This is a genomic window from Streptomyces sp. NPDC044106, assembly GCF_056433985.1.
In genome coordinates, this window is record NZ_JBWKFZ010000018.1 from 124,375 (window position 1) to 144,500 (window position 20,126).

Below are 20,126 nucleotides of genomic sequence, written 5' to 3' on the forward strand. Positions count from 1 at the left end.
CATGGGGGCGTTCACCGATGGCCCCCCGCCCCCGCGCCGATCGCGATGTGGACGAGGGCGGCGACGGACGGCACCGGGCACAGGTCGCCGACGATGCGTGGGCGTACGACCCAGTGCAGGCCGTACGGGCCGACCATGTCCGGGGCCGGGACGGAGAGGAAGTGATTGGCGCCGAGCATCGGGGCCACGTCGGCGCGGGCCCACAGGGTGGGCGGATGCGGTGCGGTCAGTGCGTAGTACGTCTGCTTCGGTCGGTGGTGGAGGACCGGGCCGCAGAGCAGATGGGCCAGCGCCGCGGCCACCGTCTCCGGGTCATCGGTGTCGACGCCCGCGTGCACGATCCGTGCGGACAAGCACACGGCGTTGAACCGAGTGCCGAGCGGCAACAGTGCGGCGCCGCGCTCCATCCACTCCCGGTGCGCCAGATGCGGCTCCCGCTGGGCGTGCGCCAGCCAGTCGAACGCGGCACTCATCAGCGCCGGTGATTCGCTACGTCCCGCGCTGAGGGCGCGGCCCATACTGTCGGCCATGTCGACTCCTACCAGTCGGCCATGCCCCGGGGCCGTTGGGCGGTCGCCGGGACGCTGTGCGACTCATGGAATCGGTGCGTTACACAGGGTGACAGTGGCGTGGCGTCCCAGTTTCGCGACGCTACCCGTCGACCCCCAGGAATTCGACCAACGAACGCAGTCCGGCGGGATGGTTGGGAAGTGACCACAGGTCGCGCACGATGGCGACCGCCAGGGTGTGGTGCTGCATCCATGTCGGCGCCACGCGCCGAAGCGACTCCAGGGCTTTTACGGCGCCCGGAGCGTCTCCGAGGTCCGTGTGAGCGCGGGCCACGTCCAGCAACAGCCACGTCCGCCAGGACGGCGGAGTGTCCTTGCTCAGCCGCATCCCCTTCGCCAGAGTCAGGGCCTCCTCGGGGTGCCCGTACTGCACGGCCAGGCGGACGCGCTCGATGCGTACCGAGGACGGGCTGAAGACGCTGACCATGCGGCTGTCGCTGCTCTGTGGAAGCTTGGCCACGCGAGCCGCTTCCATCTCTGCGTGCTCCATCAACGAGGCGGCTCGCTCATAGTCGTTGCCGCGCGCGGCCGACGTAGCGGCGGACATCGTCAGCGCGCCCCAGACCTTCAGGCCGTCAGCGGTACCGGTGCGCCCGTCGTTCTTGATGTCGGCGGCGGCGTGCAGGGCAATGTCCAGGGCATCGCCGAGGCGGCCCTGCCGCTGGTACGTCCACGCCACAGAGTTGACGATCATCGCGCGGAGCAGGGGGTCGGACGATCGGCCCGCCGCGTCTATGGCTCGCTCCAGACTGATCAGGGCGAGGTCGGTTTTCCCCATCCGCACAGCGACGTGTCCCGCCAGCTGCAGGACCTTGCCCAGCGCCGCGAATCCGGCGCCCTGGTCCACGCGGTCCGGCGCCGCTGTGGCGGTACGCGCGTCCGTGATCATGTCAGGCAGGGTCTTCATCACAGTGTCGAACTCAGCAGCGTGATACTGCGTCCAGCCCTCCGCGATCTGCTCCCGCAGGTCGGGCAGTGAGAAGTCGGGCCCTGGTGCCTTGGGTTCAGCGCCCCCCAGGGCGGGCATGACGGCCCGGCGCACTGCCACGAAACGGGGCCCGTCGTTCTCGCCCGTCGAGACAGCCGGCGGATCGCCCAGGAGCGTCGTCAGCTCCACGCCGAGACCGTTGGCCAGGGCGTGCAGTGTGGGCAGACGCGCCGAGTGTTTGCGGCGCTGCTCCAGTTGCCGAATCACGTCCACGGACACGTCGGAGCGCTCGGCCAACTCCTCTTGGGTCAGGGAGGCCAGGCGGCGCAGGCGTCGGAGAGTTCGCCCGAGGTCGTCGTTTGCCACGCCGTCACGGTACGCCGATTTGAGCATGACGAAAGGGCCCCTCCACCCGAAGGCGAAGGGGGCCTGCGCCACGGGTAGCGGCGGCGGGCCGGGCCGGGCCCGCCTGGCCACCCCACCGGTGCGCAGGCCGCGCCGGAGAAGCCCTGGCCGTACGCCGTGAGCCGGGGCGGGTCCGGCTCGTCGGGTGGTGGGGCGTGGTGCCTAAGATGGGGCGCCGGGCGCCGGGCGCGGTGGTGCGGCGGGCGCGGGCCGGGGTCTGCTCCCCGGCGGCAGCCGAAGGTGTGATCAAGGAGTACGGACATGGCCGGTCAGGCCCGCGCGCGGAAGAACGCCCCACCGCGTGAGGACGTGTTGGCGGCCGCCATGGAGATGATCGCCGAACGCGGCCTGGAGAAGCTGACCATGGCCGCGCTCGGCCGCGAGGTCGGCATGAGCTCCGGCCACCTCCTCTACTACTTCCGCACCAAGGACGAGCTGCTCCTGCGCACCCTGGAGTGGAGCGAGGGCCGCCTCGGCACCGAGCGCGGCCGCCTCCTCGCCCGCCCCGGCACGGCCCGCGCCCGCCTGGACGCCTACGTCGACCTGTACGTCCCCGACGGCCCCGGTGACCCGCACTGGACCCTCTGGCTCGAGGTCTGGAACCGCTCCCTGGGGGCCGACGAGGACGCCCGCGACCGGCAGGCCGCGATCGAGGGCGCCTGGCACCGCGACCTGGTGGCGCTGCTCGCCGAGGGCGTCTCGCGCGGCGAGTTCAAGACGGTCGACCCGGACCGTTTCGGGACCCGGCTGAGGGCGCTGCTCGACGGCTTCGCCATCCATGTGGCGATCGGCCTGCGGGGCACGGGCCGCGCCCAAGTCCTCACGCACGTACGGGACTTCCTGGACGGGTCGCTCGGCGCGGAGGTCTGAGAGCCGCTGAGGCCGTTCGACCTCCGCGTGCGGAACCGCGCCACCGGTGCAGCCCGTCATTGCGGGCGAGGGCCTGGGCGCGGGCGCCCGCGATCAGCGCCGACGGCCGCCGCCTGACCTTCATGTCCGAACTCACCGAGGCGGGCAGCCAGTACGGCAAGGAGTGGCCCGTCTACCTGCGGGACCTCAGGACGGGCACGACCACGCTCGTCACCCCGGACACCACCGGCGGCGCTGCCACGGCGACGGTCGCGCCGGGCGGCATCTCGGCGGACGCCCGCCGGATCGCCTTCTCGTCCGGCGACGCCACGCTGCTGCCCGGCGACACCAACGACGGCGACGACATCTTCGTACGCCGCCTGCGCTGACGTTCGACCCGGAGCGGGCGGCGCGAGCACGCGCCGCCCGCATCGTGAGACGCCGTTCCGCACGGGGGCGAACCGTGGCAAGCTGCCTGTCGTGCTCTCGTTCGCCATGATTATTGGCAGCAGGCGCGCCGGTCCGCAGTGACCGCCTCGTACCCATCACGTACGGGCGGACACCGTCGCCTCGACCCGCGCGCAGACCTCTCGCACCCGCGAGGGGTTTTTTCGTTTCCCGGCCCAACTGCAGCCGGACACGGAGCGCGAGGGATCATTGGGGGTGGTGGAGCCGGTCATTCCGGTAGACCGAGATCCGACACAGGAGCCAGATCAGCATGACGGAAACCAGCGCACCCGACGATTCCTTCCACGTCTTCGACACCACGCTGCGCGACGGCGCGCAGCGCGAGGGCATCAACCTCACCGTCGCGGACAAGCTGACCATCGCCCGGCACCTGGACGACTTCGGCGTGGGCTTCATCGAAGGCGGCTGGCCCGGCGCCAACCCGCGCGACACCGAGTTCTTCGCGCGGGCACAGCAGGAGATCACCTTCCGGCACGCCCGGCTCGTCGCCTTCGGCGCCACCCGCCGCGCGGGCGCCAAGGCGGCCGACGACCCGCAGGTGGCCGCCCTCCTGGCCTCCGGCGCCCCCGTCATCACCCTCGTCGCCAAGGCCCACGACCGGCACGTCGAGCTGGCCCTGCGCACCACCCTCGAAGAGAACGTGGAAATGGTCCGCGACACCGTCTCCCACCTCGTCGCCCAGGGACGCCGCGTCTTCGTCGACTGCGAGCACTTCTTCGACGGCTACCGCGCCAACCCCGAGTACGCCAAGTCCGTCGTGCGGGCCGCCGCCGACGCGGGCGCCGACGTCGTCGTCCTGTGCGACACCAACGGCGGCATGCTGCCCGCCCAGGTCCAGGCCGTCGTGGGCACCGTCGCCGCCGACACCGGCGCACGGCTCGGCATCCACGCCCAGGACGACACCGGCTGCGCCGTCGCCAACACCCTCGCCGCCGTCGACGCGGGCGCCACCCACGTGCAGTGCACGGCCAACGGCTACGGCGAGCGCGTCGGCAACGCCAACCTCTTCCCCGTCGTCGCCGCCCTGGAGCTCAAGTACGGCAAGCAGGTCCTGCCCGAGGGCTCCCTGCGCGAGATGACCCGCGTCTCGCACGCCATCGCCGAGGTCGTCAACCTGACCCCATCGACCCACCAGCCCTACGTCGGCGTCTCCGCCTTCGCGCACAAGGCGGGCCTGCACGCCTCCGCGATCAAGGTCGACCCCGACCTGTACCAGCACATCGACCCGGACCTCGTCGGCAACCGCATCCGCATGCTCGTCTCCGACATGGCGGGCCGCGCCTCCATCGAGCTCAAGGGCAAGGAGCTCGGCGTCGACCTCGGCGGCGACCGCGAGCTGATCGGCCGCGTCGTGGAGCGCGTCAAGGAGCGCGAGCTCCAGGGGTACACGTACGAGGCCGCCGACGCCTCCTTCGAACTGCTGCTCCGCGAGGAGGCCGAGGGCCGGGCCCGCCGCTACTTCCGCGTCGAGTCCTGGCGGGCCATCGTCGAGGACCGCCCCGACGGCACGCACGCCAACGAGGCCACCGTGAAGCTGTGGGCGAAGGGCGAGCGCATCGTCGCCACGGCCGAGGGCAACGGCCCGGTCAACGCCCTCGACCGGGCACTGCGGGTCGGCCTGGAGCGGATCTATCCGCAGCTCGCCAAGTTGGAGCTCGTCGACTACAAGGTCCGCATCCTGGAGGGCAAGCACGGCACGTCCTCCACCACGCGGGTCCTGATCTCCACCTCCGACGGCGTCGGCGAGTGGTCGACCGTCGGCGTCGCCGAGAACGTCATCGCCGCGTCGTGGGGCGCCCTGGAGGACGCGTACACCTACGGCCTGCTGCGGGCCGGGGTCGAGCCGGTGGAATAGCAGCCGCCCGAGCCTCCGTCGGGGTCCGCGCTGGGTTACGTTCGAAGTATGAAGAATCGGACGAAGCGGATCACCGTAGGACTCTCCGGGCTCCTGCTCGTCCTGGGCGCCGTGTCCTTCACCGCGGCGCCCGGGGTCTCGGCGGCGCCCGGGGTCTCGGCGACGCCGGTGGCGCCGGACGCCTCCAGCGCGTCGGTCGTGGCGGACGCCTGGCAGAAGAGTCCCGTGTACGTGGATCCCGCGGCGTCGGACCAGTTGTCCGAGGCGCAGGCGGACGCCCTCGCCCAAAAGATCAAGAAGGCCGACAAGCCGGTGTTCGTGGCCGTGCTGCCGGACAACTTCCCGCAGCAGCGCCTCTTCACGCGGCTGCGCGCCGAGACCGGCGTGACCGGCGTCTACGCGGTCCGGCTCGGCGGCGGCTTCGACGCGCGGGCCGACCGCTCGGTCCTGACGGGCAACGCCGTCAGGAACCTCGTCTCGCTGGTCCAGGGCGAGGACACCGCCGTCCAGCTCGACCATTTCGTCGGTCAGGCCCTGGTGCAGGCGCGCGGCAGGGCCCCGCAGTCCTGGGGCGGCGCGGACGACGGCGTCTCGGCGGGCGCCGTCATCGGCGTCGGAGTGGTGGTCGTCGCCGGCGCCGGTGGCGCGTACGCCGTGATCCGGCGCAAGAAGCGGCGCCACGAGGAGAGCCGGCGCGAGGCGCTGAACAAGCTGTCCGTCGTCGTGGACGAGGACATCACCGCGTTCGGCGAGGAGCTTGACCGGCTCGACTTCCATCCCGCGGAGGCCGGTGCGAACGACGCGATGCGCGCGGACTACGAGCGGGCGCTCGACGCGTACGAGAAGGCGAAGTCGTACATGGCCGCGGCGACGGGCCCCGAGGACGTGCGGGCCGTCACCCAGGCCCTGGAGGACGGACGCTTCTCCCTGGCCCTGCTCGCCGCGCGCCGCGAGGGCCGCGAGCTGCCGGAGCGGCGGGCCCCCTGCTTCTTCGACCCGCGGCACGGCCCCTCGGTCGAGGACGTCATGTGGGCGCCCCCGGGCGCGCCGGAACGCTCGGTCCCGGTCTGCGCGGCGGACGCGGCCCGCCTCGCGGACGGCCGGGACCCGATGGCGCGGACGGTGGCCACGGACTCCGGCGAGCGGCGGCCCTACTGGGAGGCGGGCCCGGCGTACGGGCCCTGGGCGGGCGGCTACTTCGGCGGCGGCCTGCTGCCCGGTTTGCTGCTCGGCACGATGCTCGGCGGCATGATGTCGGCCCCCGCCTACGCCGCCGACTACGGCTCGGGGTACGGCGACTTCGGCGGTTACGAGGGCGGCGACTTCTCGGGCGCCGACTTCGACCCGGGTGACTTCGGTGGCGGGGACTTCGGTGGTGGGGACTTCGGCGGGGGCGGTGACTTCGGAGGCGGGGGCGACTTCGGTGGTGGGGGCGGCGGGTTCTAGGCGGGGCGCCCTGGGCCGCCGCGGTCGGGCACCGGCGCTTGACCGCACGGCCCTGATGCGAGACGATACGTTTCGTCTTAGAGCGGGCGCGGATACGCGCCCGGAGAGGGGATGACTCGTGCCGGAACACGTTCAGGAGCAGTACGTCGAGGTCGCGCCGGGAGTTCGGCTGTGGACCGAGCGGCGAGGGGCGTCCGACGCCCCCGCGCTGCTCCTCGTCATGGGGGCCCAGGCCTCCGGGCTCGGCTGGCCCGAGCCGCTGGTGGAGGCGCTCGCCGCCCACCACCACGTCATCCGTTACGACCACCGCGACACGGGCCGCTCGGACCGCCCCTTCGACCAAAACCCCTACGCCGTCACCGACTTGGCGCAAGACGCCGTGGCGGTCCTGGACGGCCTGGGCGTCGAGCGCGCGCACGTCGCGGGGCTCTCGCTGGGCGGCATGCTCGCCCAGTTGCTGGTCGCCGACCACCCCGAGCGGGTGCTGAGCGCGACCCTGATGGGCACGTGCGCGCTGAGCGAGACGCCGTACGTGCGGCCGGACGGCGTACACGTCCCCGTCGCGGAGCTGCCCGGTATCGCGCGGGAGATCCTGGAGCTGTGGTCCCGCCCCGTCGAGGACCACGGGCTGGAGGCCGAGCTGGATCGCAGGGTGGAGCACTGGCGTCTGCTGAGCGGAGACCAACTGCCCTTCGATGCCGCGTACTTCAGGGACCTTGAGCGGCGCATCATCGAGCACGCGGGCAGCTACCTGGACTCGACAGCCCATGGGCGCGCCGACTCCTCGGGGATGGTGCGCACCGCCGAACTGGCCCGGACGAAGGTCCCGACGCTCGTCGTGTCCGCCCCCGCCGAGCCCGTCTTCCCGCTGCCGCATCCCCAGCATCTCGCCCAGGTCATCGCCGGTGCGCGGCTCGTGGAGATTCCCGGCATGGGGCATTCGCTGCCGCCGGCGGTGCAGGAGCCGCTGGCGAAGGCGATCCTGGGGCACACGCTCGGCACGGGGTGATCAGTCCGATCGGTCCGGCCGGGGAGGGCGGCCAGGTCGGTCCGTCCGGGGGGCGGCCGGGGTATCCGTCACCGGCCACCGCCCCGGATGCCCCGGCGGCAGCGCAAGGTCCCGCCGGACCGCCGCGTAGAACGCCTCGCGCGCGGCCCGCTGCCGCTCAAGGAGTTCGCCCCACGCCTCGGGGTCGTGCGTGTCCGCGCGCAGGAACCGCTCCATCCGGATGACCAGGAGCACCCATGCCCGCGCCTCGTCGACCACTTCCGGCGCGCCCAGCATGAGCAGCGCCTCTCCGGCGGGGTCGCGCGCCTCGGCGGCCTGGGTGAAGAGCGGCACCGCCTCTTCGGGGGCGAGCGGGTGGGGGTGCGGGTCGTTGCCGAGGTGGGCGGCGACCCGGTAGGTGAGGCTGACGGTCTGCCGCAGGACCCGGGCGTACTCGGTGTAGACGGCGAGCCGCCGCTCCTCCCAGCGCGCCGCCTGCTCCCGCCGGAACCGGATGCGGTCGCCCCGCGTGATCGCCACGTACGAGCCGAGCGCGCCGACGATCACGCCGAGGAGAGCGGGCAGTTGCTGGATGAACTCGGGCACGACGAAACGGTGGCGCGTACGGTTCGGGCGGCGTGGCCGAGCGGGTGGCGTGGCCGAGCGGGTGGCGCGGGCGGTCGGGCTCAGGCCCCGGCCTTGATCGCCGAGATGTCGAAGTTCAGCTTGATCTTGTCGGAGATGAGCACGCCGCCGGTCTCCAGCGCGGCGTTCCACGTGAGGCCCCACTCCGAGCGCAGGATCTCCGCCTTGCCCTCGAAGCCGACGCGGTCGTTGCCGAACGGGTCCTTGGCCGCGCCGTTGAACTCCAGGTCGATGGAGAGCGGCTTCGTGGTGCCCAGGATCGTCAGGTCGCCGGTGACGCGGTAGTCGTCGCCGCCGAGCGCCTTCACCTCGGTCGAGCGGAAGGTCATGGCGGGGAACTCGTCGGTCTTGAAGAAGTCGGCGCTCTTGAGGTGCCCGTCACGGTCGGCGTTGCCCGTGTCGATGCTGTCCATCGTGATGTCGAGGGAGGCGGTCGAGCGGGCCGGGTCCGTGCCGTCCAGGTGCAGTGAGCCGGTGAAGTCGAGGAAGGAGCCCTTGACGTTGGTGACCATGGCGTGCCGGGCGACGAAGCCGATCGTCGTGTGCGCGGGGTCGATGGTGTAGTCACCGGTCAGCGCGGCGAGCTCCGGGCTGACCGCGGCGGGTGCGGCCGGTGTCGCGGCGGTGGTGGCGGTGTCGTTCTTGCGGCCGAAGATGCCCATGACGTGCTCCTTGGGGACGAGAGCTCCGACGGGGAGCTACTGTTGAATGTTCAACGAGATTGACGGTAACGCGATTCTGTTCAACTTTCAACCTCTAGTGCGGCGTGTCTTCTGTGGGTCACTCGAAGGAGGGGCGTGGGGTCCCCATGGATGCAGGAGCTTCGGTGTGAGGTCTAGACAGCGCTTTCTCCCCGCTGATACACCCCTGACGCATGACGCCAACCCGCCGCACCTTCTTGGCAGCAACCGCTTTCAGCGTCGCCGCCACCGGAGCCGGAGCAACCGCCATGCTGACCCTGCCGCCCCCGGCATCCGCCGCCGAAACGGCCGACGAGTTCACGGTCCTGCGCGAACGCTGGCTGGAGATCTCCCTCGGTACCGGCTACGACCCCGCCGACGAGCCGTACGCCTCCCGGCTCAGGGAGACCGGCGACCTCGCCCGCGCCTTCCGCACGGCCATGGCCCCCGCCGCCGCGTCGCTCTGGCCCGACGCCCCGTTCGACCCACCGTCCGGCATCACCCTCAGCTACAGCAGGCTGTGGACGATGACCCAGGCGTACGTCTGCGAAGGCACCGGATCGACGGGCGACGCCGGACTACTCACCGACATCCTGCGCGGCCTCGACCACGTCGCCGCCACCGTCTACCACCCCGCCACCACCCGCTACGGAAACTGGTGGGAGTGGCAGATCGGCAGCCCGCGACTGCTCATGGACATCGTGGCGGCCCTCCATGACGAGCTCGGCGCGGACCGCAGGGAGAAGGCCTTCGCCGCCGTCGACCACTTCGTCCCCGACTCCGCGATCGGCGACTACACCGGCACATCGACCGGCGCCAACCGCGTCGACCTGTGCCGCTCCGTCGCCCTGCGCGGCGTCCTGGGCAGGGCCCCGGCCAAGATCGCCCTCGCTCGCGACGCGCTCTCGCCGGTCTTCCCCCACGTCACCAAGGGAGACGGCCTCTACGCGGACGGCTCGTTCATCCAGCACACCTGGGTCGCCTACTCGGGAACGTACGGGCAAGTCATGCTCGACGGTCTCGGCAGGCTCTTCGCGCTGCTCGCCGGGTCATCCTGGGCCGTCACCGACCCGAAGAAGCAGATCATCCTCGACAGCGTCGAGCGGGCGTACGCGCCCCTGATCGTCGACGGCCTCATGATGGACAGCGTCAACGGCCGCGCCGTCAGCCGCGGCTACCTCAAGAGCGACGACCGCAAGATCATGCGCAGCGACCACTTCCACGGGCAGGGTCTCATCGCCGCCATGGCGCTGCTCGCGGGCGGCGCGAGCGCGGCCGAGCGTGAGCGCTGGTACGGGCGCATCAAGGGGTGGATCGAGCGGGACACCGTCACGCCGATCCTCGGCGCCCGGCAGCTCGGGGTCGCCGATCTCGCCCGGCTGCACGCGGTCGCGGACTCCGGCGTGACGGCGGCGCCCGAACCGGTGGAGCACCGGCTGTTTCCCGCCATGGACCGCGCGGTGCACCGGCGCCCCGGCTTCACCGCGAACCTCTCCATGGCCTCGGAGCGGATCGCGTACTACGAGTGCGGCAACGGCGAGAATCCCCGCGGCTGGCACACGGGCGCGGGGATGCTCCTGTGGTGGGCCGCAGGCCGGCGCAGCGACCAGTACACGGACTGGTTCTGGCCGACCGTCGACCCCTACCGGCTGCCCGGCACCACCGTCTCCACCAAGCGGCTCCCCGACAGGGCGGGCGGCGAGTGGGGCGCGGCCAGGCCCGCCGCGAGCTGGGTGGGCGGCGCGACCGACGGCGAGTTCGCGGCCGTCGGCCAGCACGTCAGGGGCCTCGGCTCCACGCTGCGGGCCCGCAAGTCGTGGTTCTGCGCCGCGGACGCCGTGATCTGCCTGGGCGCGGGCATCACCGCCGCCGACGGCGTCCCCGTGGAGAGTGTCGTCGACAACCGCAACCTCGGCGAGGCCGGTACCGCGGCCTTCACCCTCGACGACCGCCCGAACCCGCGCTGGGCCCACCTCGAAGGGCACGGCGGCTGGGTCTTCCCCGGCGGTACGTCCCGGCTGCGCACCCTGCGCGAGGACCGCACGGGCGCCTGGTCCGACATCAACACCACCAGCTCCACGGAGCGGCGGACCCGGCGCTGGCAGACGCTCTGGCTCGACCACGGCACGGACCCCACGGACGCGACGTACGCCTATGTCCTGATGCCCGGGGCCTCGCACCGCGCCCTGGCGGCCCGTGCGGCCGACCGCCGCTGGTTGTCGGTCCTCGCCAATTCGGCGGAGGTCCAGGCCGTGGCCGTCGATTCGCTCGGTCTGACGGCCGCCAACTTCTGGCGGGCAGGGCGGGCCGGACCGCTCGCCGTCACCGCACCCGCGAGCGTGCTCGTCCGGCGCAGGGGGAGGAGCGCTACGGTTCGGGTGAGCGAGCCGCCGCGAACTGGAGATTCCGTGGAATTCACCTGGAACCGGCCCGTCTCCCGAGTCGTGGACAAGGACCCATCGGTGGAGGTTCTCGCCACGGGAAGCGCCTTGCGGCTGCGGATCACGCCGGGCACTGCCTGTATGAGCCATCGATGTGAGGTGGTCCTGGGTTGACGCAGGTCGCCGCGGGAAATGCGGGACGGCCTTCCCTTTGTGGAACCCCTACAGCGGGGGCCGCTGTGAGCCGTCACTTCTTCGCCGCCGGGCCCCTCTTCTGTCCGGGGGTGCCAGGAAAACGGCCCGGAGACTGTGAGGAGTCGACGGTCCCTTTCCCCGGGCGCGCTCCGTAAGGTCGCTACATGACCGTTTTGGACGAGACCGCTTCCTCTGACGGCGAGCCCACCGGCTCGCGTGGCCGCGTGGCCGAACTGCACGAGATCCGTGCGGAGGCGCTGCGCGGACCGAGCGAGAAGGCGACCGAGGCGCAGCACGCCAAGGGCAAGCTGACCGCCCGTGAGCGGATCGAGCTGCTCCTCGACCCGGACTCGTTCAACGAGGTCGAGCAGTTGCGCAGGCACCGGGCGACCGGTTTCGGCCTGGAGGCCAAGAAGCCGTACACGGACGGTGTCATCACCGGCTGGGGCACGGTGGAGGGCCGCACGGTCTTCGTCTACGCCCACGACTTCCGGATCTTCGGAGGCGCCCTCGGTGAGGCGCACGCCACCAAGATCCACAAGATCATGGACATGGCCATCGCGGCCGGTGCCCCGCTGGTCTCCCTGAACGACGGCGCGGGCGCCCGTATCCAGGAGGGCGTCTCGGCGCTCGCCGGGTACGGCGGCATCTTCCAGCGCAACACCAAGGCCTCGGGCGTCATCCCGCAGATCTCGGTCATGCTCGGCCCGTGCGCGGGCGGCGCGGCCTACTCGCCGGCGCTGACCGACTTCGTGTTCATGGTCCGCGAGACCTCGCAGATGTTCATCACGGGGCCGGACGTGGTCCGCGCGGTGACCGGCGAGGAGATCACCCAGAACGGCCTGGGCGGCGCCGACGTGCACGCCGAGACGTCGGGCGTCTGCCACTTCGCCTACGACGACGAGGAGACCTGCCTCGCCGAGGTCCGCTACCTGATCTCGATGCTCCCCTCCAACAACCGGGAGAACCCGCCGGCGCACGAGTCGGAGGACCCGGCCGAGCGCCGCTCGGACGTCCTGCTCGACCTGGTCCCGGCGGACGGCAACCGGCCGTACGACATGACCAAGGTCATCGAGGAGCTCGTCGACGACGGCGACTACCTGGAGGTCCACGAGCGCTGGGCGCGCAACATCATCTGCGCCCTGGCCCGCCTCGACGGCAAGGTCGTCGGCATCGTCGCCAACCAGCCGCAGGCCCTGGCCGGTGTCCTGGACATCGAGGCCTCGGAAAAGGCCGCCCGCTTCGTGCAGATGTGCGATGCTTTCAATATCCCGATCCTCACCCTCCTGGACGTCCCGGGCTTCCTGCCCGGCGTCGACCAGGAGCACGGCGGCATCATCAGGCACGGCGCGAAACTGCTGTACGCGTACTGCAACGCCACGGTCCCGCGGATCTCGCTGATCCTGCGCAAGGCCTACGGCGGCGCCTACATCGTCATGGACAGCCAGTCCATCGGCGCCGACCTCACCTACGCCTGGCCCACCAACGAGATCGCGGTCATGGGCGCCGAGGGCGCCGCGAACGTGATCTTCCGTCGGCAGATCGCGGCCGCGGAGGACCCCGAGGCGATGCGGACGCGCATGGTCAAGGAGTACAAGGCCGAGCTGATGCACCCCTACTACGCCGCCGAGCGCGGTCTGGTCGACGACGTCATCGATCCGGCCGAGACCCGCGAGGTCCTCATCAAGTCCCTCGCGATGCTCCGCAACAAGCACGCCGACCTGCCCTCGCGCAAGCACGGCAACCCCCCGCAGTAGCAGCAGGTCCGTTCCTGCACCGCAGTAGCCCACAAGGAGAACGCTGCAGATGACCACCCCAGACATCCGCGTCGAGAAGGGCCACGCCGAGCCCGAGGAGGTCGCGGCCATCACCGCGATCCTGCTGGCCCGCGCCGCCGCTCAGCCCGCCGCCGCCCCCGCGCGCCGCGGCCGTGACAAGGCCGGCTGGCGCCGCCTGGAGCGCACCCCGGGCTTCCGCGCCCCGCACAGCTGGCAGGGCTGAGCCCTTACGCCTTCCGGGCCCCGTCCTCCTTCGGGAGGGCGGGGCCCGCGTGCGTTCCTACCGGGCGGGCTCACGGCCGGGACGGGACAGGTGGGCCGCCGCCGACTCCGCCAGCGGTCCGACCGCCGGATGCCATACGCGGCCCCGCGGTCCCGACAGCACCAGCCGGCGTGAGACCGGCGGAGTCACCGGCAGCAGCACCAGGTCGGGCGGGACCAGTGAGCGGGAGACCTCGGAAAGGACGGTCACGCCGAGGCCTGCCTGGACCATGCTGATCAGGGTGGCGAGATCGCGTACGCGGTGCGCCGGGGCGAGCGGCAGTCCTGCGCGGCCGTGCAGCGCGCGGAGCCGGTCCTCGCAGCCGCCCGGCGACAGCAGGAAGTCGTCGTCCTCCAGATCGCCGAGGTCGACGGCGGGCTCGCCCGCCAGCGGGTGGTCGCGGGGGAGCAGGGCACGGTAGCCGTCCACCGCGAGCCGGGTGCCGGGGCCCGGCGGCGGGTCGATCAGCACGCCCGCGTCGGCCGTGCCGTTCTCCAGCCACTCGGCGACCTCGGCGCTGTCGCCCTCGAAGACCCGCACCGTGACGCGTGGACTGCTCTCCCGCCAGTGCCGCAGCAGGCCGGGCAGCAGGCCCTGGCAGACCGTGGGCGTCGCGGCGAGCCGCACCGTGCCGGTCAGCGTGCGGCTCGCGTCCGCCGCGATCTCCTCGACGGAACGGACCGCCGACAGCGCGCTGCGGGCGTACGGCAGGACGCGTTCGCCGAGCGCCGTCGCCCGCGCCGGGGAAGCCCGCACGAGCAGCGGTCCCGCCAGCTCACGTTCGAGGGAGGCCACGGCGTGCGACACCGCCGACTGGCTCATGCCGAGCTCGGCGGCGGCCGCACTGAAGCCGCCCGTGTCGACGACGGCGAGAAGGGCCCTGAGCTGCGGGAGGTTCACGGTCATGAGGCGGCCTCATATGGCTATGACAGCTATGCGTTGGATCAATGATGCCCGGCCGGGCGAGGGTTGCTCCGTGCCGCCGGTCCGGCGTACACCGAACCCCACGCGAAGGAGCGCCATGCCCCACATCAGGGCCACCGTCACCGACCCCGAACTCTCCGCCGAGGTGCAGCAGTCGCTCGCCGAGGGGCTGACCCGCCTGGCGGTCTCCGCGCTCGGCAAGTCCGCCGCGCGGACCATCGTCCACCTCGACCTCGTCCCCGCGGAGCGTTACCACGTGGCCGGAAAACCCCTTGCCGGAGCCGAAGGCACCCGGGACGCCCATCTGGAAGTCAGCATCACCGCGGGCAGGAACAGCGCGGCCGAGAAGGCGGCGTTCGTCAGCGAGGCCAACGCGTTCCTCTCGCGGCTGCTCGGTCCGCTCGCCCGGGGCGGCGTCGCCCTGCACGAACTGCACCCGGAGAGCTACGGCTACCAGGGCGTGACCCAGTTCGAGCACTACCGCGGGAACTGACAGGGGCCCGCACGCCGAAGCGTGCGGGCCCACATCCGCGTACGGGCAAAGGTGGGAAGGACCGCTACCGAAGGCGCGCCATCAGCGCGTGCTCGACCAGCGTGATCAGCGCGCTCTTCGCGTCCGCGCGGTGGCGCGCGTCCGTGGTGATGATGGGGGTGTCCGGGCCGATCTGCAGTGCTTCGCGTACCTCGTCGGGGGTGTACGGCTGGTGGCCGTCGAAGCCGTTGAGGGCGATGACGAAGGGGAGCCCGGAGTTCTCGAAGTAGTCGACGGCGGGGAAGCAGTCGGCGAGGCGGCGGGTGTCCACGAGTACGACCGCGCCGATGGCGCCGCGGACGAGGTCGTCCCACATGAACCAGAAGCGGTCCTGACCCGGCGTACCGAAGAGGTACAGGATCAGGTCCTGGTCCAGGGTGATGCGGCCGAAGTCCATGGCCACCGTCGTGGTGGTCTTGTCCCCGGTGTGGGTCAGGTCGTCGATGCCCGCGGACGCGGACGTCATGACGGCCTCGGTGCGCAGCGGGTTGATCTCAGAGACCGCCCCGACGAACGTGGTCTTGCCCACGCCGAAGCCGCCCGCCACCACGATTTTCGCGCTGGTGGTGGAGCGGGCTGTTGCTCCGCCGCTAGAGCTTGCGAAGTCCACTGAGCACCCTTTCGAGCAGTGTCACGTCTGGCTGGCCGCCGGCGGTCTCGTCGCCGCCGGGCTGATGGATGGCGACAAGTCCGGCCTCCGCCAGGTCGGCTACGAGGATCCGGGCGACGCCGAGGGGGATGGAGAGCAGCGCCGAGACCTCGGCGACTGACTTGATCTCGCGGCACAGGTTGCAGATGCGCTGATGCTCGGGCAACTGGCCCTGCAACTGATGCGGTTGTGCGGTGGTGTGCACCAGCGCCTCGATGGCGAGCTGGTAGCGGGGCCTGGTCCGGCCGCCCGTCATGGCGTACGGGCGCACCAGGGGGTTGTGCGCCGACCCCGCGGGCGCCGGTTCGGGGGCGCGCCGCTGGGGGTGCACGGGCTGGATACGGGGCGCGTGCGCCGGGGTGCCCTGGTCGTACGGGCGCGGTCCCGGCTGCTGGGGCTGCGCGTAGGGCTGGCGGCGGTGGCTCGGCGCGGAGGGGAAGTTGTACCTGTTCGGACCGCCGTCGTGCTGGCCGCCCTGGCCGTGACCAGGGGACCAGTTCGCCGATGACGAACCGTCTGGGGGTGTTGCCACGTTGCTTCCTCCTCCAACTGTGCCGGGCACCATCACTGTGGAGCCGCGTCCCGAAACCTTACGGGCACGGGACACGAAAACGCACCGTCTGTCTGTTAGTTGAGAAGGCTCCCCTGGAGCTCGGCGCGCAGGTCCGGAGTGAGGACCGTGCCCGCGCGATCGACAAGAAGTGCCATTTCGTACCCAACGAGACCGATGTCCGCATCCGGGTGGGCGAGAACGGCGAGCGAGGAGCCGTCGGAGATGGACATGATGAAGAGAAATCCTCGCTCCATCTCCACAACGGTCTGGGTCACGGAGCCGCCCTCGAAGATCCGGGAGGCCCCGGCGGTCAGCGAGGTCAGACCCGAGGCGACGGCCGCGAGCTGGTCGGCGCGGTCGCGGGGGAAGCCTTCGGACATCGCCAGAAGGAGTCCGTCGGCGGAGACCACCACTGTGTGGGACACCCCGGGGGTGTTGTCCACGAAGTTGGTGATCAACCAGTTCAGGTTCTGTGCCGCCTGGCTCATCGGGCTCACACTAACGCTCCTGGTTGTAGGTGCTATCAGGGCTGAAGCCCTGGCCATTCGTGTCACTGCCTGCGGTGCGGCCCCGCTGGACGCCGCGGCGCAGGTTGCTCAGCCTGCCCCGTACTTCCTCGGGGTCGCGGGAGACCTGGGGGCCGCCCTGTGGGGTCTGTTCCGCGGTGCCCTCGACCAGGTTGGCCTTGGGCACCCGCCGCGGGAGCCCGGACGGGGTGATCCCGCCCGCCTTCGGCTCCTTGAGGCGCTCGGCGCGCTGCCAGCGCTCGTCGTTGGACGAACGCCAGTCGTCCTTGCCCTCGCTCGCGGCGGGGGAACTGCCGTTCCCGTTCGCGGCGGCGGAGCCCCTGCGGGGCAGGCCCGCGTCGGTCGTGTCGTGGACGACCGAAGGAGTCGGTCCCGGCCGGTCGAAGCCTACGCGCTCGGCGTCGCCCGCGTGGGCCGGTGAGGCAGACTCCGCTTCCTGGCCGTACTCGGGCTGATAGCCGTCCGCGCTGGGCCAGTCGTCCTGACCGGAGCGCTCCGGATAGGAGATCTGCGGGTCCTGGTAGCCGTCCTGGGAGGGCTGGGCCGGGTACTGCCCCGTCGTGTACTGCTCGGCCGCGTACTGCTCGTCCCGGTAACCGTCACCCGCGTACTGCGGGTCGTTGTACTGCCCGTCTCCGTACTGCGGGTCGCTGTACTGCGGGTCGTTGTACTGGCCGGTGGCGTACTGCTCGTTCTCGTAACCCTGGCCCTGACCCTGGCCCTGGTCGTACGCGGGGACCTGCTGCTCGTAGCCGCCCTGCTGGGGCTGCTGGTGCTGCTGCGGTGCCACCTCGTCGCGGAAGAGCGGGCGGCCGTCGGCCTGCTGGGCCTGCGCCTCCAGCGCCGCGCGGCGCTCCTCACGCATCAGGGAGCGGCCGACCGGGTCGAGTTCGGGCTGCGCCTCGGAGCCGTCACCGTGGTAGCGGCTGTCGTCGAAGCCGAGCTCGGCGGCCGTGCGCAGCGGCTCGGGCGCCAGGGCCTGCTGCTCCGGGATGATCGAGGAGACGGTGAACTCGTTGTCGTGCGGGGACTGGTCGCCACCGCCACCGTGCGTGATCGCGTCCGGCAGCATGACGAGCGACGTCGTGCCCGCCTGCTCGCCCGAGGGGCGCAGCTGTACGCGGATGCCGTGCCGGTCGGAGAGCCGGCCGACCACGAACAGGCCCATGCGCTGCGAGATCGCGGCGTCCACGGTCGGCGGGTTGGCCAGCTTGTGGTTGATGTCCGCGAAGTCCTCGGCGGTGAGGCCGATGCCCTTGTCGTGGATCTCGACCATGATGCGGCCGTCGGGCAGCCGGGTCGCGGTGACCCGGACCTTGGTCTGCGGCGAGGAGAACGTGGTCGCGTTCTCCAGGAGCTCGGCGAGCAGGTGCACGAGGTCGGTCACGGCCAGGCCGTGGATCTCGGCCTCCGGTACGCCGGAGAGCTCGATGCGCTCGTACTGCTCCACCTCGGAGGAGGCGGCGCGCAACACGTCGACCAGCGGAACCGGCTGGTCCCAGCGGCGGCCGGGCTCCTCGCCGGAGAGGACGAGGAGGTTCTCGCCGTTGCGGCGCATACGGGTCGCCAGGTGGTCCAGGCGGAAGAGGTTCTCCAGCTGGTCCGGGTCGGCCTCGTTGTTCTCCAGGTCGGTGATGAGGGTCAGCTGGCCCTCGATCAGCGACTGGTTGCGGCGCGAGAGGTTGGTGAAGATCGCGTTGATGTTGCCGCGGAGCAGCGCCTGCTCGGCGGCGAGCCGGACGGCCTCGCGGTGCACCTGGTCGAAGGCGCGGGCGACCTCGCCGATCTCGTCCGTGGTGGAGATCGGGATGGGCTGCACACGGGTGTCGACCCGGCCCGGGTCGGTGCGCGACAGCTGGTCGACCAGCATCGGGAGCCGCTGCTCGGCGATGCCGAAGGCGGCGGTACGCAGCTGGCGCATCGCCTTGGACATCTGGCGGGCCATGAGCCCGGCCAGGATGAAGGCGGCGAGCAGCGCGAGGACCACGATGGCGCCGGTGATGTACGCGTTGCGCTGCGCGGTGGCGGCGATGCCGGACGCCTCGTCCACGGCCTTGTCGGCGAGGTCCGACTCGATGGTGCGGTACGCGTCGACCTTGGCGGTGGTGGTGGCCCACCAGGCCTGGCGGGTGATGCCCTTGCCGGCCAGCGTGACGCGGGCGCTCGGCTGGGTGCTCGGCAGGGTGGCGAGGGCCGCGACCATCTTGTCCTGCGAGGGCGGCGGGACGAAGGTCTTGCCCTCGGCCTTGGCGTCGGCGGCGGCCTGCTTGGCCTGCTTCTCGCCGGCGGCCGTCAGCTCCTTCCTGGCGTCCTCCAGCTTGGCGACGTCCTCGGGGGTGCCACCGCCGGTGTACTCCTCGATGGCGATGCGCTCGAGGTAGGCGTACGACGCGAGAGAGGTGCGCTGCAACGTCAGCGAACCGGTGCCGGGGCCCGGCTTGACCAGCAGATGGGTGCCGATGGACCGCTCAAGGGAGAGCGCGGCCTTGGAGAGGGAGATCGCGTAGACGGTCCGGCCGTAGCTGGTGATGTTGCCGGTGCCCAGGCCGAGCTCGTTGGCGAACTCCATCAGCGGGTGCTGGATGGCGACGTAGCCCTCTTCGGTCTGCACACCGGGAAGCCTGGTGGTGTACGCGGCCTGGCGCAGCGGCACGAGCTTCGGCTCGACCTTGCGAAAGCCCTCCAGGCGGCGGTTGAGGCCTTCCTTGTCGGGCATGTTCTCGGCGGCGGCCTTGAAATCGGCGGCGGCCTGGTCGGTGGCCTTGCGCGCCTTGACGACGGCCGGGTCGTTCCGCTTGCCGCTCAGCAGCGGAGCGGCGGTGATGTCGCGTTCCTCGATGAGACGGTTGCCGTAGTCGAGGGAGGCCCGCACGAGACGGGCCGTGTTCTCGGCGTCCTGCGCCTCGCTCCAGGTGTCGATGGAGCCCTTCACCTGGAAGCCGCCCATGACGAGGCCGACGAGCACGGGTATGAGCAGGATCGCGTTCAGCCGGGTCGGCACACGCCAGTTGCGGGGGGACATCCGTCCACCGGAGGCGACCGGGGGCTCGTTTCCTGGCGCGGCGGCCATGTCGGCGGGGGACGCCGCTGTGCGCGGCGGCGGGGTGAAGTTGCCCCGGGTGTCCCCCGTGGGGGATGCCGCGGGGCTCGGCTTGCTTCGCCTCACTCGACCAACAACCTCTCGGCGGCGGCACTCACGTCGTGCCGCTGTCGTCTCCAAGGCCCGTGCTACTGGGCAGTTCAGCGCATTCCAGCACGTCAGGGGCTGCTCTTCCAAACAGTGGGATGCGGTGACGCCCCGTGATGTAAGCCCAAGATAAATCGGTCATAAAGAGCGAGCCCCGCCAAAAGGCGGGGCTCTTGTGAGCACAGCGACACCAGGTGACCGCGACGCGTGGCCGCCGCTGGGCAATTCTCTGTCGAAACGTTATGAACACGGCTCGCGGCCGTGTCAAAGGACACAGATCACTCCAAGTGGGCTACGGCAACTAC

18 protein-coding genes are annotated in these 20,126 nt (G+C 71.4%); 9 read left to right on the forward strand and 9 right to left on the reverse strand.

The genetic code is table 11. From position 1 onward, the window contains the following. Nucleotides 1–11 precede the first annotated feature (11 nt). Together AC07DI_RS29725 and AC07DI_RS29730 are read right to left on the reverse strand one after the other, a co-directional pair. Nucleotides 12–530: a hypothetical protein gene (locus tag AC07DI_RS29725; protein WP_478907226.1), complete on the reverse strand. Its 519-nt coding sequence runs from the start codon at nucleotides 528–530 to the stop codon at nucleotides 12–14. 121 nt (nucleotides 531–651) lie between these two features. Continuing rightward, on the reverse strand, nucleotides 652–1,863 hold the full coding sequence (locus tag AC07DI_RS29730; protein ID WP_478907228.1) for a helix-turn-helix domain-containing protein: 1,212 nt from the start codon (nucleotides 1,861–1,863) through the stop codon (nucleotides 652–654). Between the two features lie 300 nt (nucleotides 1,864–2,163). Between AC07DI_RS29730 and AC07DI_RS29735 the strand changes: the two genes are divergently transcribed. The 5 genes from AC07DI_RS29735 to AC07DI_RS29755 all read left to right on the forward strand — a co-directional run bounded on the left by AC07DI_RS29735 (nucleotide 2,164) and on the right by AC07DI_RS29755 (nucleotide 7,529). Further along, nucleotides 2,164–2,772, forward strand: coding sequence for a TetR/AcrR family transcriptional regulator (locus tag AC07DI_RS29735; protein ID WP_478907230.1), 609 nt, complete (start codon nucleotides 2,164–2,166; stop codon nucleotides 2,770–2,772). Between the two features lie 122 nt (nucleotides 2,773–2,894). Continuing rightward, nucleotides 2,895–3,140 carry a hypothetical protein gene (locus AC07DI_RS29740; protein ID WP_478907232.1) on the forward strand — a complete coding sequence of 82 codons (246 nt, stop codon included), beginning with the start codon at nucleotides 2,895–2,897 and terminating at the stop codon, nucleotides 3,138–3,140. Between the two features lie 329 nt (nucleotides 3,141–3,469). Next, on the forward strand, nucleotides 3,470–5,074 hold the full coding sequence (gene cimA, locus AC07DI_RS29745; protein WP_384249861.1) for a citramalate synthase: 1,605 nt from the start codon (nucleotides 3,470–3,472) through the stop codon (nucleotides 5,072–5,074). 48 nt (nucleotides 5,075–5,122) lie between these two features. Continuing rightward, a complete protein-coding gene (locus AC07DI_RS29750) occupies nucleotides 5,123–6,520 on the forward strand; it encodes a hypothetical protein (RefSeq protein ID WP_478907237.1) in 1,398 nt (465 codons plus the stop codon). A 118-nt stretch (nucleotides 6,521–6,638) separates the two neighbouring features. After that, entirely contained in the window at nucleotides 6,639–7,529 is an 891-nt protein-coding gene (locus AC07DI_RS29755) for an alpha/beta fold hydrolase (protein WP_478907239.1), read from the forward strand. Here AC07DI_RS29755 and AC07DI_RS29760 read toward each other — a convergent pair whose 3' ends face one another. After that, the gene (locus AC07DI_RS29760; RefSeq protein ID WP_478907241.1) at nucleotides 7,530–8,114 is read right to left on the reverse strand and encodes a hypothetical protein; all 585 of its coding nucleotides are present in this window, start codon (nucleotides 8,112–8,114) and stop codon (nucleotides 7,530–7,532) included. An 80-nt stretch (nucleotides 8,115–8,194) separates the two neighbouring features. After that, nucleotides 8,195–8,815 (reverse strand): YceI family protein, encoded by a 621-nt coding sequence (locus AC07DI_RS29765; protein WP_384249873.1) that lies wholly within the window; start codon nucleotides 8,813–8,815, stop codon nucleotides 8,195–8,197. 212 nt (nucleotides 8,816–9,027) lie between these two features. Between AC07DI_RS29765 and AC07DI_RS29770 the strand changes: the two genes are divergently transcribed. From AC07DI_RS29770 to AC07DI_RS29780, 3 genes are all read left to right on the forward strand, one after another. Beyond that, a complete protein-coding gene (locus AC07DI_RS29770; RefSeq protein ID WP_478907244.1) occupies nucleotides 9,028–11,388 on the forward strand; it encodes a polysaccharide lyase 8 family protein in 2,361 nt (786 codons plus the stop codon). Nucleotides 11,389–11,573: 185 nt separating this feature from the next. Continuing rightward, entirely contained in the window at nucleotides 11,574–13,166 is a 1,593-nt protein-coding gene (locus AC07DI_RS29775) for an acyl-CoA carboxylase subunit beta (RefSeq protein ID WP_384249881.1), read from the forward strand. Between the two features lie 49 nt (nucleotides 13,167–13,215). After that, the gene (locus AC07DI_RS29780; RefSeq protein WP_384249885.1) at nucleotides 13,216–13,410 is read left to right on the forward strand and encodes an acyl-CoA carboxylase subunit epsilon; all 195 of its coding nucleotides are present in this window, start codon (nucleotides 13,216–13,218) and stop codon (nucleotides 13,408–13,410) included. 57 nt (nucleotides 13,411–13,467) lie between these two features. On the opposite strand, the gene AC07DI_RS29785 is transcribed toward AC07DI_RS29780, so the two are convergent. Beyond that, nucleotides 13,468–14,355, reverse strand: coding sequence for a LysR family transcriptional regulator (locus AC07DI_RS29785; protein ID WP_478907247.1), 888 nt, complete (start codon nucleotides 14,353–14,355; stop codon nucleotides 13,468–13,470). A gap of 115 nt (nucleotides 14,356–14,470) precedes the next feature. Here AC07DI_RS29785 and AC07DI_RS29790 point away from each other — a divergent pair, with 115 nt between their 5' ends. Beyond that, complete coding sequence (locus AC07DI_RS29790; protein WP_478907249.1) at nucleotides 14,471–14,866, forward strand: tautomerase family protein; 396 nt, start codon at nucleotides 14,471–14,473, stop codon at nucleotides 14,864–14,866. A 64-nt stretch (nucleotides 14,867–14,930) separates the two neighbouring features. Here AC07DI_RS29790 and AC07DI_RS29795 read toward each other — a convergent pair whose 3' ends face one another. From AC07DI_RS29795 to AC07DI_RS29810, 4 genes are all read right to left on the reverse strand, one after another. Continuing rightward, nucleotides 14,931–15,515: a GTP-binding protein gene (locus AC07DI_RS29795; RefSeq protein WP_030361923.1), complete on the reverse strand. Its 585-nt coding sequence runs from the start codon at nucleotides 15,513–15,515 to the stop codon at nucleotides 14,931–14,933. Beyond that, nucleotides 15,496–16,086: a DUF742 domain-containing protein gene (locus AC07DI_RS29800; protein ID WP_384249894.1), complete on the reverse strand. Its 591-nt coding sequence runs from the start codon at nucleotides 16,084–16,086 to the stop codon at nucleotides 15,496–15,498. Before AC07DI_RS29800 ends, AC07DI_RS29795 begins: the two co-directional genes overlap by 20 nt. A 95-nt stretch (nucleotides 16,087–16,181) precedes the next feature. Further along, complete coding sequence (locus AC07DI_RS29805) at nucleotides 16,182–16,595, reverse strand: roadblock/LC7 domain-containing protein (RefSeq protein WP_055564496.1); 414 nt, start codon at nucleotides 16,593–16,595, stop codon at nucleotides 16,182–16,184. A gap of 10 nt (nucleotides 16,596–16,605) precedes the next feature. Continuing rightward, nucleotides 16,606–19,800 (reverse strand): nitrate- and nitrite sensing domain-containing protein, encoded by a 3,195-nt coding sequence (locus tag AC07DI_RS29810; protein ID WP_478907252.1) that lies wholly within the window; start codon nucleotides 19,798–19,800, stop codon nucleotides 16,606–16,608. Nucleotides 19,801–20,126 lie beyond the last annotated feature (326 nt).